Raw genomic sequence first — 13,960 nt, 5'->3', positions numbered from 1 at the left:
GGTTGCTCCATGAAGTTGTCCATGCCGCGTTTCGATCAAGCCCCGGTCTTGGTAGTCGGCGATGTCATGCTCGACCGCTACTGGCATGGCGGAACCTCACGGATTTCCCCTGAGGCGCCGGTGCCGGTCGTTAAGGTCGAGCAAATCGAAGACCGTCCGGGCGGTGCCGCGAACGTTGCCTTGAACATTGCCGCGCTGGGCGCGCCGGCGTCCCTGGTCGGTGTGACCGGCGACGACGAAGCCGCCGACAGCCTGAGCAACAGTCTCAAAGGCGCGGGCGTTCGTGCCCTGTTTCAGCGCATCGCGCACCAGCCAACCATCGTCAAGCTGCGGGTCATGAGCCGGCACCAGCAACTGCTGCGTATCGACTTTGAAGAACCGTTCGCCACTGACGCCCTGGCCCTTGGCTCGCAGGTCGACGATCTGCTCGAAGGCATCAAGGTCCTGGTGTTGTCCGACTACGGCAAGGGCGCGCTGAAAAACCATCAGGCGCTGATCCAGGCCGCCCGGGCGAAAAACATCCCGGTGCTGGCCGACCCGAAGGGCAAGGACTTCTCGATCTACCGTGGCGCCAGCCTGATCACCCCGAACCTCAGTGAGTTCGAAGCCATCGTCGGCGGTTGCGCCGATGAGCACGAACTGGTGAGCAAGGGCGCAACCCTGATGCACGATCTCGACCTCGGTGCGCTGCTGGTGACCCGAGGCGAGCACGGTATGACCCTGCTGCGTCCGGATCATCCGGCGCTGCACCTGCCGGCCCGTGCCCGTGAAGTGTTCGATGTCACCGGCGCCGGTGACACGGTGATTTCGACCCTGGCCGCGGCCATTGCTGCCGGCGAAGAGCTTCCGCACGCCGTGGCGCTCGCCAATCTGGCCGCCGGCATCGTCGTCGGCAAGCTCGGTACCGCGGCCATCAGCGCCCCGGAACTGCGTCGCGCCATTCAGCGCGAAGAAGGCTCCGAGCGCGGTGTGCTGGGCCTCGAGCAGTTGCTGCTGGCGGTAGCTGACGCCCGTGCGCACAACGAGAAGATCGTCTTCACCAATGGCTGCTTCGACATCCTGCATGCCGGCCACGTGACTTATCTGGAGCAGGCGCGAGCCCAGGGCGATCGTCTGATCGTCGCGGTCAACGACGATGCGTCCGTCAGCCGTTTGAAAGGGCCGGGGCGCCCGATCAACAGTGTTGACCGGCGCATGGCGGTGCTGGCCGGGCTCGGGGCTGTGGACTGGGTCATCAGCTTTGCTGAAGGCACACCGGAAAACCTGCTGCGCGAGGTCAAGCCGGACGTGTTGGTCAAGGGCGGCGATTACGGGATCGACCAAGTGGTCGGCGCCGATATCGTGACGGCTTATGGCGGCACCGTGAAAGTGCTGGGTCTGGTGGAAAATAGCTCGACAACTGCGATTGTCGAAAAAATCCGCAGTCGTTGATCAGATGAATTTTTACCGTTGTGTACTGCGTGTGAACGGATTTTGCCTTGGGGATCTAACCGTTTCCGTTGATGTTGGCAGGTTTGAATCCGATGCGCTTGCCTGCCTACGTCGCGTGGTCAATTAACCTATGAAAGTCATGCTCCTGGTGATGGACGAGCAGCGGGTCATTCTCGACCGGCTCTACGACATCGTGCAGCAGAACTGTGATGAATGTGTCATCTACCGTCTGAGCAAACAGCAACAGATGAACCTCGGGCCATTTCTGGCCTCGGTCGATTACCAGGCTTTCGACCGCGTGGTGATCTTCTCCCGGGTCAAGCGCCTGGCCCCGCAATTGCGGGTGCTCAAGTGCATTCCCGGGCTGATCTTCCTCGAACACGACGCCTACCAGAACTACATGCCTGCGAGTAAGTATCGGGGCGTGTATTCGCGCCTCTACAGCCGTCTGCCGAGCTGCCGGGCGCTGGTCTCCGGTGCGGTGGTCGCGCGCAAGATGCTCGCCGAAGGCATCGACACGGTGTTCGTCTCCAAGGGTTACGACGAGCAAATGCTGCGCAATACCGGCGCCGAGCGGGACATCCCTATCGGTTTTCTCGGCAGCCTGAAAAGTACCGAGTATGCCGAACGCAAGGCTCTGCTCGAATCGCTGTCGAAGCGAACGGGGATGCTGGTGACGCGCACGAAGTCGGGCTCGGAGTATCTCGAAACGCTCAATCGCATCAGGATCTTTGTCAGTGCCGATATCGGCATGAACGAGTTCATGATCAAGAACTTCGAAGCCATGGCCTGCGGCTGTGTGCTGCTGGCCTGGAGCCAGGGCGAAGAAGACCGGTTGCTCGGTTTCGAAGACATGCACAACACCGTGTTTTATCGCAGCGAAGACGAGGCGGTGGAAAAGATCAAACTGTTGCAGGACAACCCTGAGTTGGCAGATCGCATCGCCAGCAATGGTCAGGCCTTTGCACAGAGCCGCTATTCATTCGCTCGGGTTGGCCAGGCCCTCGCCACTGAAATCCAGCGCGAGATGCGCCCATGGCAGCCGCCATCGGCGTTCACGCGGTTCTGGGTGAAGCTGCGTCACGGGATGAAGGTACCGGTCTGAATGATGGACGAACACATGGCGCTGGATGCGCTGCCCGGTGGTGACCAGTCTGTGTTGGGCGCGTTGCCCGAGGCGTTGCGCGAGTGCCTGAGTCGCGCAGTGCGGGTCATCCTGATTGCCAACAATCCGGCCATCACGGCGGCAGATGTTCAGGCGCTGAACATTGGCGTTGATGACGTCGTCGTCAGCTTCAATACCTGCATCAAGGCTCCGCTGCTCAACGCGCAAAGCGTCAATGTCTTTGTGCACGGCTACAACGCCCCGGATGCGTATTTTTTCGGTCTGCCTTACGGGGCAGACGTACAGCGACTGATCAATCAGGCGAGCGAGCGTTGTTTCACTCTGCTGGTCGGTTGCGCAGCACCGATGTGCCCGTTACCAAGGGTGGCGATGTACTGGGATCGCATCCCGTTGCCGCCGCTGTGGAACTATCCGGTCGACCGGCCGGGTGGCAAGCGTTACGTCGGGCCCACGACCGGTTTCAACACGCTGGTGTTGCTCGACTGGTTGCGCGCCCAACCCGGTTATACCTATCAACTGCTGACCCTGGGTTTTTCCAACGAAGCCGGCAAGCTGTGGGGTGGTCACGCCTGGGATTACGAGCGCAACTGGCTGCAGCAGTCGGACGTTATCGTGGTGCCTCTGCAACCCCGTCGCTGGTGGCAAAAGCTGTTCCGCCAGAAATAAGCGATAACGTGTTGCCGGCCAGGCCCGAACTACTTTCAAAAGGTGCTGTTGAGTGTTGAAAATTGCCGTGGCATTTTTCGGGATTCCGAGAAACTCGCCGATTTGCTTTCCCTCCATCGAACAGAACGTCTTGGCGCAGTTGCCTGCGGGCAGCGAAGTACAGTGCTTTTATCACCTGTACAAAATCGATGAAGTGCAGAACTCGCGCTCCGGCGAAAAAGGCGAGCTGGCGGCGGACAACTATCAGCCGTTCGAATCGATGACCGGGACGCTGACGTCAACCGAAGGCGTGCTGGAGCGCTGGGATTTCGAGCAGGTCAAGGCACAGGGCGACACCTGGGCCGATGACTTCGCGTCGCTGCGTAACCTGATCTATCAGCTCAATTCGCTGCACACCGTGACCACGATGATCGAGGCCTTCGATCCGGATTTCGTGGTGTTCGTGCGGCCGGACAACTTCTTCCACAACCCGCTGCCTGCTTATGTGTTCAATCATCCAGAGGCCCGGCGGCACAATGCCTACATTCCGGACTGGCAGTGGTGGGGCGGGCTGAATGACCGCTTTGCCATTTGCGGGCGCGACACTTACGTCGCCTACGGCAAGCGGATCGAGCGCATCTTCGAGTTCTGCAAGGCGACGGGAAGAAAGCTGCATTCCGAGCGTTTGCTCAAATATGTATTGCAGCAAGTCGATGCGAGAATTTGCACACTGCCGACTCAAGCATCACGGGTGCGCATTACCGGTGCATTTGCCGAAGAGTCGTTCTCGCCCAAGCGCGGCATGGGCAAGCGCGAAAACCGTTATTTCCATTTCTTCGCGACTTTGCGCACGTGGCTGGATCGTCGCCGCTAGGCGGCTATTTGCTCGCACGTTGTTTGCCAATGCCGACCAGGCGTAACGCCTTGATGCTCAATTGCTTGAGCCCCTGGCGTGGGGCCTTTGCCGGTTGCAGGCCCTGTTGCACCAGCCAGTCTTTCCAGCGAATCCGTTCTTCGCGCACCACCCAGCCCTGCTGGGTCGCGAAGCTCTCTGCGAGGTAAAGTCCGCGGGTGCTGGCCGGCACGAGTTTGTCGCGCTTGAGGGTATAGAGCTCGGCCAGTGGTGCGCCGTCTTTGAGTGGCATCAGGTAGAGGTCAGGGCGTTTACGGTCGAGCCGTGCCACCAGTTGATCACCCTCCAGACGTTCGTCGACATGGAACAGGCTCAGGGATTTGGCTTCCTTGGGCACGTCCAGGCGCAGGTCGTAGATCAATTGCAGCGACGCGGTCGGCAAATGCACATAGGCTCGTGGTCGTTCCAGCAATTGCAGATTGGCGCACCGAATCGGCCGAGCCGAGCCCGACAACGGTGTCAGCCGAAACGGCAGGGCTTCGCGGTAATGCAGCGCGGATGAGTAGGGCGCCGGCAGCCACGTGTCGTTGAAACGCCCGCCGAGCCAGCCTTCCGGGGTTTCCAGCAAACACTCTTCGGCGATTTCCTGAATGGCCGTGTGCAGCGGGATATTCAGTTCGTGGGCCGGTACGTAACCGGAAATCAGCTTAAGCACCACGTCGCCGCGATCCTGCCGCCGCTGACGCACCAGTACCCAGTAATCGCGATTCTGCCAATGCAGGGTCAGGCGCACCGAGACCCCGAGATTCGCCAGCTCCAGTGAAAAGCGCTCGGCATCCGCGACACTCACCGGTTTGCGTCGCTGCAAGGTCTGCGCGAAGTTCAGCGGCATGCCGACGCTCTGATAGGTCAGGCCTTCGGGGGTTGCTTCGACGAACAGCGGCAGGGTCTTGAAGTTGCTCGGGTTCTTTCTGATGAGCGTGCGCGGCATATCGGCTCCTGCTTAAGGCCGCGGGGCGGCGTCAGTGACCACGAAGGACCTGGGCAACGGTCGCAACGTTATGGGCGAGGTGCAGCGGATTGATCGTCCCGACAATAGCACTGGCTACGCCCGGCTGGGAAAACAGCAATTCGAAGCTGGCACGCACCGGGTCCACGCCTGGGCTCAGGCACACGTGACCGCTGGCCAGGGCTTTTTTCACCAGAATGGCTTTGCCGTGGGCAGCAGCATAGTCAATGACTGCCTTCTCGTTCTGTTCGTTCAGATTGTAGGTGACCATCGCGCAGTCGCCCTGCTCCAGTGCTTTCAGGCCACCTTCGACGGTTTTGCCGGAGAAACCGAAGCCGCGAATCTTGCCCTCAGCCTTGAGCGCCGCGAGTGTGGCGTAAACCTCTTCGTGCTCAAGGATCGCCAGGTCGTTGCCATCGGAATGGACCAGGACCAGGTCGATAAAATCGGTTTCAAGACGTTGCAGGCTGCGTTCCACCGACAGGCGCGTGTGGGCAGCGCTGAAGTCGTGACGTGACTCGCCGTTGGCAAACTCTTCGCCGACCTTGCTGACGATCACCCAGTCCTGACGCTGGCCGCGCAGCAGCGGGCCGAGGCGCTCTTCGCTGCGGCCATAGGCCGGCGCGGTGTCGATCAGGTTGATGCCCAGATCCTGCGCTTGCCGGAGCAGCATGCGCGCCGCCTCGTCGTCAGGGATCTGAAAACCGTTAGGGTATTTCACGCCTTGATCGCGGCCAAGCTTGACCGTGCCCAGGCCCAGTGGCGAGACCATGAGGCCGGTGCTGCCCAGCGGGCGATGGAGATCGTGCAGGGTTGGCAGGCTCATGGCAGCAGTTGCTCCCAGGCCGGCACGCCCAGCGGTGGTTTTGGCAGGGGTGGCAGAGGTTCGGTGGCTTGCGGCTGGATGCCGTCGCGTTCCAGAGCAGCGATCACGCGGTCGGCAAAGTCTGGCGCCAGCGCCAGTTTGGTCGGCCAGCCCACCAGCAAGCGGCCCTCTTCAGCGAGGAAGGCATTGTCCGGGCGGGTCAGGCCGGTTTGCAGCGGCTCGGCACGGTCGACGCGCAAGGTCGCCCATTGCGTGGTGCTGAGGTCGATCCACGGCAGCAACTGCGCGATTTCTTTTTGTGCGGTGGCAATCTGCTCGGCGGGCTCGCGGTTCACACCTTCGCTTTCGGCGATGTCGCCGCCCATGTACCAGACCCATTGGCCATCCGCCGCCGGATGCGTGGTGACGGTGATGCGCGGTTTGGTGCCGCCGCCCAGGCAGTGGGCGTAAAGCGGTTTGAGGCCCGGGCCTTTGGCGATGATCATGTGCAGTGGCCGGCGTTGCATGGCCGGTCGGCTCAGGCCCAGGTGCTCGAGCAACTCGGCTGTACCGGCGCCGGCACTGAGGACGATGCGCTGGGCGCGGATCTCGCGGCCGTCGACTTTCAGGCCGACCAGCACGCCCGCTTCCAGCAGCGGCTCGATGGTTTGCCCGGCGAGCAAGCCGTCGCCAGCCAGATCGGCCAGGCGTTGAATCAGGCTCGGCACATCAACCACCAGTTCCGCGAGGCGGTAGACCTTGCCCTTGAAGCGTTTGTCTTGCAGGGCAGGCGGCAACTGATCGCCCTTGACCTGATCGACACGGCCACGCACGGCTTTGCTGGCGAAGAAACTGGTGAGGTTGCCAGCGAGGGTGCCCGGCGACCACAGGTAATGCGCTTCGGAGAGCAGGCGCACGCCGGACAGGTCCAGCTCACCGTTACCGGCCAGCGCTTCACGCCAGCGGCGCGGCATGTCGGCGATGGCTTCCGAGGCGCCGGTCAGCGCACCATGCAGCGCGTACTTGGCGCCGCCGTGGATGATGCCCTGGGACTTCACGCTCTGCCCGCCGCCGAGGCTGGCGCTTTCCACCAGCACGGTCGAAAAACCCTGACCGCGCAGACGCGCGTTCAGCCAGAGGCCGGCGACACCAGCGCCGACAATCAGAACGTCGGTGGAAATAACGGATGGCATGCAACGACCTCAGTGTTCAAGACGAGGGCGCAGTATACAGACTCGGGAAAGAGGCGGATTTGTCGATGATCAACAGCGACGCCGGAAACCTGTAGGAGTGAGCCTGCTCGCGATGGCTGTCTGTCATTCAACATTTATGTCGTCTGATACACCGCTATCACGAGCAGGCTCACTCCTACAAGGAGATGTGGTTTACCGTCAGTGCCCGGCGGTTTTGGAAAAGAGCTGGATGACGACCACGCCGAGGACAATCAGCGCCATCCCGAGCATCGCCGGGATATCCAGTTTCTGCCCATAGATAAACAGCGCCGCCACGCTGACCATGACGATGCCCATGCCGGCCCACACCGCATAGGCAACGCCCACCGGCACGGTGCGCACCACCAGCGTCAGCATCCAGAATGCGATGCCGTAGCCGACGATCACCAGAATCAGCGGCAGCGGTGTGCTGATGCCCTTGACCGCTTTCATCGAAACGGTGGCTATCACTTCGGCGCAAATGGCAATGGCCAGATAGACGTAGGCGTTCATGTTCAATCCTCAAGTGAAACGTTGCTTTCTGTGGTGGGCATTCTAGTGCTTCCGCAGATGCGGTAAAGTCATTACCTATCTGTTCTAGAGATGGGTTGGTGAATCAACGTGCAATGGAATCTCGATCAGCTACGGGTGTTTGTCGACGTCGCCGAACTGCGCTCGTTTTCTGCCGTCGCACGTCGTCAGCGCAAGGCACAATCGGCGATCAGCAGCGCCATCGCCCTGCTCGAAGACGATCTCGGGGTCAGCCTGTTCGAGCGTAGCAGTGGTCGTCAGCCGAGCCTTACCGAAGCGGGGGAGGCATTGCTTGAAGAAGCCCGGGAAGTGCTGCGCCAATGCGAGCGCCTCAACGGTCGAGCCATGGCAATGATGCGCGGGCAGGAAGCGCAGTTGCGTGTGGCGCAGGATGAGGCGATGCCCTATCAGGCGCTGGTGGAAAGTTTTGGCGCGCTGGCCGAGCAATTTCCCAGCCTGGAAGTGCAATTGACCAGCGCGGCTCAAGGCGAGGTCGCACGCAAACTGGTCGAGCGCCGCGCCGATCTCGGGCTGTTGTTCTATCACGACGAAATCCCCGAAGCGCTGGAGCGGCGGGTGCTCGGCAGTGTGGAAATGGTCACGGTCTGCGGTATCAATCATCCGTTGGCGTCGCAGTCCTACGTTACCTGTGAGCAACTGGCGCAACACCGGCAGTTGTTGATGTCGACGCAAACCAGCGTTTATCCCGGCAACGAGCCGGCCAGCCCGCAGGTGTGGCGTGCCGACAGTTTTTACGTGATGGCCGAATGGCTGGTGCGTGATCTTGGCTGGGCGTGGCTGCCACGCCATGTCGTGCAGTACTCGGCGTATCACGGCCTGATGGTGGAGCTGGACAGCGAATGGACGCCGCCGGCGCTGGTGGTGGAACTGGTCTGGCGCCGCGACGAGCCGTTAGGGCCGGCAGCGCGTTGGCTAGCCGAACGTTTTGCCGTGCACTTGCGGGCGATCGGCGACAAAAGTCGATAAACTCCGCCGCCATGAATAGAACTCTCTACACCGCGCTGTTTTACCTGGGGCTGCCATTGGTGGCGATTCGGCTGTGGCTGCGCTCGCGCAAGGCACCGGCGTATGCCAAGCGGATTGGCGAACGTTTTTCCTACGGGATGTCACCGCTGCAACCCGGCGGCATCTGGGTGCACGCGGTGTCAGTGGGCGAAAGCATCGCTGCCGCGCCGATGATCCGCGCCTTGCTGCAACGTTATCCGACGCTGCCGATCACCGTGACCTGCATGACCCCGACCGGTTCGGAGCGCATTCATGCACTGTTCGCCAATGAGCCGCGCATCCAGCATTGCTACCTGCCATACGACTTGCCGTGTGCGGCGGGGCGTTTTCTTGATCGGGTGCAGCCCAAGCTCGCGGTGATCATGGAAACCGAGTTGTGGCCTAACCACATTCATCAATGCGCCAAACGCGGAATTCCCGTGGCGCTGGCCAACGGCCGATTGTCCGAGCGCTCGGCCAAGGGCTACGGCCGCTTCAGCAAGCTGACCGCACCGATGCTCGCCGAGATGAGTTTTTTTGCCGTGCAGACCGAGGCGGAAGCGCAGCGCTTCCGTGATCTCGGCGCACGAGCCGAGACAGTCGAAGTCACCGGCTCGATAAAATTCGACCTGACCATCGACCCGCAGCTGCTGCAACGAGCCGCCGAGTTGCGTGGCCAATGGCAGGCGCTGGAGCGTCCGGTGTGGATCGCTGCGAGCACCCACGAAGGCGAAGACGAGGTGGTGCTGGACGCCCATCGTCGCTTGCTCGCGAACTATCCGAATGCGCTGTTGATTCTGGTGCCACGTCATCCGGAGCGTTTCAACTCGGTGTTTGAGTTGTGCCAGCGCGAAGGTTTTGCCACGGTGCGTCGCTCTACCGGCGCCAATGTCGATGCGCAAACCTCAGTGCTGCTCGGCGACACCATGGGCGAGTTGCTGTTTCTCTATGCCTTGGCTGACAGCGCATTTGTTGGCGGCAGCCTGGTGCCGAACGGCGGACACAACCTGCTGGAACCTGCAGCGCTGGCGAAACCGGTGGTGAGTGGTCCGCACTTGTTCAACTTCCTCGACATCGCCGCGCAATTGCGCGAAGCCGGCGCGTTGGCCGAGGTGGATGATGCCGAAGGGCTGGCGGTGGAAGTGCAGCGCCTGTTTGAGTTGCCGCGTGATGCGCAGCGCATGGCCGAAGCCGGGCTGGCGGTGATGCGCCGCAATCAGGGCGCGTTGCAGCGTTTGCTGGATGGCTTGGGCCGATTGATCAACTGAGGAGCACTCAACCCTGTGGCGAGGGGATTTATCCCCGATGGGCTGCGAAGCGGCCCCAAACTCATTCACCGCGTTACCATTACCGGATTTACGACCGCTGCGCAGTCGGTCGGGGATAAATCCCCTCACCACATCTGGCAGCATCTACATATCCATGTAGGCACTGCCAAAGGCTGCGGGTTTTTGCTTTTAAGGCCTTGCCTTGAGCTGCGCCTCGGCTGCCTTGGCCAGATCCGGTGGCAGGAAGTCCTTGTCCGGGTTGTAGTCAGCTTTCAGGTACCGCGTCAGATCCTGCAAGTCCCCCGGGTTCAACGTCCCCGCCGCCTGCTTCAAACGCAGGTTGTCGAGGATGTAGTCATAGCGGGTGTTGTTGTAGTTGCGCACCGAGGTGTACAGCTGACGCTGGGCATCGAGCACGTCGACGATGTTGCGCGTACCGACCTGATAACCAATTTCCGTTGCTTCCACCGCGCTCTGGTTGGAGATGATCGACTGACGGCGGGCCTGCACCTGCTCAACGTCGGTGTTCACCGCGCGGTGCAGATTGCGGGTGTTTTCGACGATCTGCCGACGCAGCGATTCGCGCTGCTGTTCGCTCTGGTTCAGTTGCTCGTAAGACTGGCGTACTTGCGAACTGGTCAGGCCGCCGCTGTAGATCGGGATGTTCAGTTGCAGGCCCAGCGTGCTTTGTTCGACGTTGCCACGGTACGGCGTGCCGAAGGCATTCGGGTTGGCGAAACCGAGCGCATCGTTGTCGCCTTTTTCGTATTTGGCCACGGCGTCGAGGGTCGGCAAGTGGCCGGCCTTGCGCTGCTTCAGAGTCTGTTCTGCCGAACTGACGGCGAAGTTGCTGGCCAGCAGATTGAGGTTCTGTTTCGCCGCCGTATCGACCCACGCCTTGGCGTCGTTCGGCGCTGGCGGCAGGATCGGCAACGTGTGAACGATGCCTTGAATCGCGTTGTACTGGCGGTTGGTCAGGGTGATCAGCGCTTCGAACGCATCATCGACCTGGCGCTGGGCGACGATCCGGTTGGCTCGCGCGGTGTCGTAACTGGCCTGCGATTGCAGCACATCGGTCTTGTCCGACAGGCCGACATCGAAGCGCTCGTTGGACTGGTCGAGCTGGCGCTTGAACGCGGCTTCTTCTGCCTTGGTCGATGCCAGGTTGTCCTGGCTGCGCAGCACATTGAAGTAGTCTTCGGCCGATTGCAGGATCAGGTTCTGTTCGGTCGCCGACAGTTGCAGTGCAGCCTGCTCGTTGACGTCTTTGGCGGCTTGATACTGGAACCAGCGATCAGCGCGAAACAACGGTTGCGCCAACGTGGCCTGATACGAGTGGGCGCTGCGATTGGCGATAGCCGAAGGCTGGTCGATCGACGTGCGCACGTCGGCGACTTCGGCACCGCCGGACAGATTCGGCAGCAAACCGGCGCGGGCCTGTGGCACCACTTCCTTCTGCGCACCGTACTGGGCGCGGGCGGCGGCCAGATCGGCGTTGTTGTCGACCGCTTCCTGATAGACGCTGACCAGATCGGTTTTGCTCGACAAGGGCGCTTCTGCTGCCCAGGCCATTGCGTTGGACGCACAAGACACGGCAAGAGCCAGTGAAAGTTTGCGCAGCATGAGGCGATCCCTAGCATGAATATTATGGAAATAATGTGCGCGCCAAGGCTACGGCGCGGCCCCCACAGCGTCAAGGCGCAGCGGGGCTAGGCGAGTGTAGTTGTGCATTGCAGCGGCAACAATCCTGCAAGTCCTGCCAATTGCGCCATTCATCATGGTGTTTGCCGCGGTGTTGGCGTTCTTTGCCGGTTGTGTCTAGACTGGCCGGGTTCTTGTCGGGGTGCCTTGCTATGAGGCTGAGATCGAATAATTTCGGATCCCGTTGAACCTGATCAGGTTAGCGCCTGCGTAGGGAACAAGATTTCTCGTCACCCGGCGAGTCCTCTTGTGCTTCGTCCGGGAAATTGTTCGACAATCGAACGCTCGACGACGATGCACAGCACCAGTCCTGGTGCGTCCGTGCCTTTCAGGTTCTGCTCCGACAATCCACTGCCTGGATGCTGTCTGGAGAGCCCGTGATGACTACAAAATCTAAAAACGCGATCAACCTGAGTGACTCGGCCAAGGTCGACGAGCAATCGGTCAAGCCGTTCACCCGTTCGCAAAAAATCTACGTTCAGGGCTCCCGTCCGGACATCCGCGTGCCAATGCGCGAAATCACCCTTGATGTGACCCCGACCGACTTCGGCGGCGAAATCAACGCACCGGTCACCGTCTACGACACCTCCGGCCCGTACACAGACCCCAACGTCGTCATCGATGTGCGTAAAGGTCTCGGCGATGTGCGTTCGGCGTGGATCGACGACCGTGGCGACACCGAGCGCCTGCCGGGCCTGAGCTCGAACTTCGGCCAGCAGCGTCTGGCGGATGCGGAACTGACCAAACTGCGTTTCGCCCACGTCAACAACCCGCGTCGCGCCAAGGCCGGGGCCAACGTCAGCCAGATGCATTACGCGCGCCAAGGCATCATCACCGCCGAGATGGAATACGTCGCCATCCGCGAAAACATGAAGCTGCAAGAGGCCCGTGCCGCTGGGCTGTTGAGCCAGCAACACGCCGGCCACAGCTTCGGCGCAAGCATCCCGAAAGAAATCACTGCCGAATTCGTCCGCGAAGAAATCGCCCGCGGCCGCGCGATCATTCCGGCCAACATCAACCACGTCGAGCTGGAACCGATGATCATCGGCCGTAACTTCCTGGTGAAGATCAACGGCAACATCGGCAACAGCGCGTTGGGTTCGTCCATAGAAGAAGAAGTGGCGAAACTGACCTGGGGCATTCGCTGGGGGTCGGACACCGTGATGGACTTGTCCACTGGTAAACACATCCACGAAACCCGAGAATGGATCATCCGCAACTCGCCAGTGCCGATCGGCACCGTGCCGATTTATCAGGCGCTGGAGAAGGTTAACGGCGTCGCTGAAGACCTGACCTGGGAGCTGTTCCGCGACACGCTGATCGAACAGGCCGAGCAAGGTGTCGACTACTTCACCATCCACGCCGGCGTGTTGCTGCGTTATGTGCCGCTGACCGCCAAACGTGTGACTGGCATTGTTTCCCGTGGCGGTTCGATCATGGCCAAGTGGTGCCTGGCGCACCACAAAGAGAACTTCCTCTACACCCATTTCGACGAAATCTGCGAAATCATGAAGGCCTACGACGTCAGCTTCTCGCTGGGCGATGGTCTGCGTCCGGGCTCGATTGCCGACGCCAACGACGAAGCGCAGTTCGGCGAACTGGAAACCCTCGGCGAGCTGACCAAGATCGCCTGGAAACACGACGTGCAGTGCATGATCGAAGGCCCTGGCCACGTGCCGATGCAGTTGATCAAAGAGAACATGGACAAGCAGCTGGAGTGCTGCGACGAGGCGCCGTTCTACACCCTCGGCCCGCTGACCACCGACATCGCACCGGGTTACGACCACATCACCTCCGGTATCGGTGCGGCGATGATCGGCTGGTTCGGTTGCGCGATGCTCTGCTACGTGACGCCGAAAGAGCACTTGGGCCTGCCGAACAAGGATGACGTGAAGACCGGGATCATCACCTACAAGATCGCGGCGCATGCGGCGGACTTGGCCAAAGGGCATCCGGGCGCACAGATTCGCGACAACGCCTTGAGCAAGGCGCGTTTCGAATTCCGTTGGGAAGACCAGTTCAACCTCGGACTGGATCCGGACACCGCCCGTTCGTACCACGATGAAACCCTGCCGAAGGATTCGGCGAAGGTCGCGCACTTCTGTTCGATGTGCGGGCCGAAATTCTGCTCGATGAAGATCACTCAGGAAGTCCGCGAATATGCGGCCAACCAGCGGATCGAAGCGGTCGACGTGGACGTCGCCCAAGGCCTGGCGGAACAGGCCGAGCGGTTCAAGAAGGAAGGCAGTCAGCTGTACAAAAAAGTCTGATCCCTAGCTGATCTTTTGTGGTGAGGGGATTTATCCCCGATGGGTTGCGAAGCGGCCCCAAAATCTGAGAATGCGGTACATCTGAAAGACCCGGTTCTCAAAGTT

Annotated in this window: 12 protein-coding genes and 1 riboswitch; of the genes, 7 read left to right on the top strand and 5 right to left on the bottom strand. The window is 60.9% G+C overall.

All coding sequences use genetic code 11. The annotated features are described in order from the left end of the window. The first annotated feature begins 9 nt into the window (after nt 1-9). The 4 genes from hldE (at nt 10) to JFT86_RS03915 (ending at nt 4,076) form a co-directional block, all read left to right on the top strand. Nucleotides 10-1,431: a bifunctional D-glycero-beta-D-manno-heptose-7-phosphate kinase/D-glycero-beta-D-manno-heptose 1-phosphate adenylyltransferase HldE gene (gene hldE, locus JFT86_RS03930; protein ID WP_201235827.1), complete on the top strand. Its 1,422-nt coding sequence runs from the start codon at nt 10-12 to the stop codon at nt 1,429-1,431. 130 nt (nt 1,432-1,561) lie between these two features. Then, nucleotides 1,562-2,536 carry a glycosyltransferase gene (locus JFT86_RS03925; RefSeq protein ID WP_201232095.1) on the top strand — a complete coding sequence of 325 codons (975 nt, stop codon included), beginning with the start codon at nt 1,562-1,564 and terminating at the stop codon, nt 2,534-2,536. Then, complete coding sequence (locus JFT86_RS03920; protein ID WP_201232096.1) at nt 2,537-3,223, top strand: hypothetical protein; 687 nt, start codon at nt 2,537-2,539, stop codon at nt 3,221-3,223. It begins immediately after the preceding gene. 52 nt (nt 3,224-3,275) lie between these two features. After that, nucleotides 3,276-4,076, top strand: coding sequence for a hypothetical protein (locus JFT86_RS03915; RefSeq protein WP_201232097.1), 801 nt, complete (start codon nt 3,276-3,278; stop codon nt 4,074-4,076). 4 nt (nt 4,077-4,080) lie between these two features. Here the strand turns inward: JFT86_RS03915 and JFT86_RS03910 are convergent, their stop codons facing one another. The 4 genes from JFT86_RS03910 to JFT86_RS03895 all read right to left on the bottom strand — a co-directional run bounded on the left by JFT86_RS03910 (nt 4,081) and on the right by JFT86_RS03895 (nt 7,593). After that, the gene (locus JFT86_RS03910; RefSeq protein ID WP_201235826.1) at nt 4,081-5,046 is read right to left on the bottom strand and encodes a metal ABC transporter ATPase; all 966 of its coding nucleotides are present in this window, start codon (nt 5,044-5,046) and stop codon (nt 4,081-4,083) included. A gap of 31 nt (nt 5,047-5,077) precedes the next feature. Continuing rightward, the gene (locus tag JFT86_RS03905) at nt 5,078-5,890 is read right to left on the bottom strand and encodes an aldo/keto reductase (RefSeq protein ID WP_201235825.1); all 813 of its coding nucleotides are present in this window, start codon (nt 5,888-5,890) and stop codon (nt 5,078-5,080) included. After that, a complete protein-coding gene (locus JFT86_RS03900; RefSeq protein WP_201235824.1) occupies nt 5,887-7,062 on the bottom strand; it encodes an FAD-dependent oxidoreductase in 1,176 nt (391 codons plus the stop codon). The genes JFT86_RS03905 and JFT86_RS03900 overlap by 4 nt, the downstream gene beginning before the upstream one ends. A gap of 198 nt (nt 7,063-7,260) precedes the next feature. Next, nucleotides 7,261-7,593, bottom strand: a complete 333-nt coding sequence (locus JFT86_RS03895) for a multidrug efflux SMR transporter (protein WP_103304632.1) — start codon at nt 7,591-7,593, stop codon at nt 7,261-7,263. 102 nt (nt 7,594-7,695) lie between these two features. Here JFT86_RS03895 and JFT86_RS03890 point away from each other — a divergent pair, with 102 nt between their 5' ends. Then, nucleotides 7,696-8,598, top strand: a complete 903-nt coding sequence (locus JFT86_RS03890; protein WP_201238552.1) for a LysR family transcriptional regulator — start codon at nt 7,696-7,698, stop codon at nt 8,596-8,598. Between the two features lie 11 nt (nt 8,599-8,609). Then, complete coding sequence (waaA, locus tag JFT86_RS03885; protein ID WP_201235822.1) at nt 8,610-9,884, top strand: lipid IV(A) 3-deoxy-D-manno-octulosonic acid transferase; 1,275 nt, start codon at nt 8,610-8,612, stop codon at nt 9,882-9,884. 189 nt (nt 9,885-10,073) lie between these two features. Here the strand turns inward: waaA and JFT86_RS03880 are convergent, their stop codons facing one another. Further along, nucleotides 10,074-11,507 carry a TolC family outer membrane protein gene (locus JFT86_RS03880; RefSeq protein WP_201235820.1) on the bottom strand — a complete coding sequence of 478 codons (1,434 nt, stop codon included), beginning with the start codon at nt 11,505-11,507 and terminating at the stop codon, nt 10,074-10,076. Between the two features lie 206 nt (nt 11,508-11,713). Next, nucleotides 11,714-11,819: riboswitch (TPP riboswitch) on the top strand. A gap of 146 nt (nt 11,820-11,965) precedes the next feature. Between JFT86_RS03880 and thiC the strand changes: the two genes are divergently transcribed. Beyond that, complete coding sequence (gene thiC, locus JFT86_RS03875) at nt 11,966-13,855, top strand: phosphomethylpyrimidine synthase ThiC (RefSeq protein ID WP_201235818.1); 1,890 nt, start codon at nt 11,966-11,968, stop codon at nt 13,853-13,855. Nucleotides 13,856-13,960: the final 105 nt, after the last annotated feature.

The organism is Pseudomonas sp. TH06 (assembly GCF_016651305.1).
Classification (GTDB): domain Bacteria; phylum Pseudomonadota; class Gammaproteobacteria; order Pseudomonadales; family Pseudomonadaceae; genus Aquipseudomonas.
Note: the sequence above shows the minus strand (reverse complement) of the source record. Positions and strands in the feature narration are given on the sequence as shown.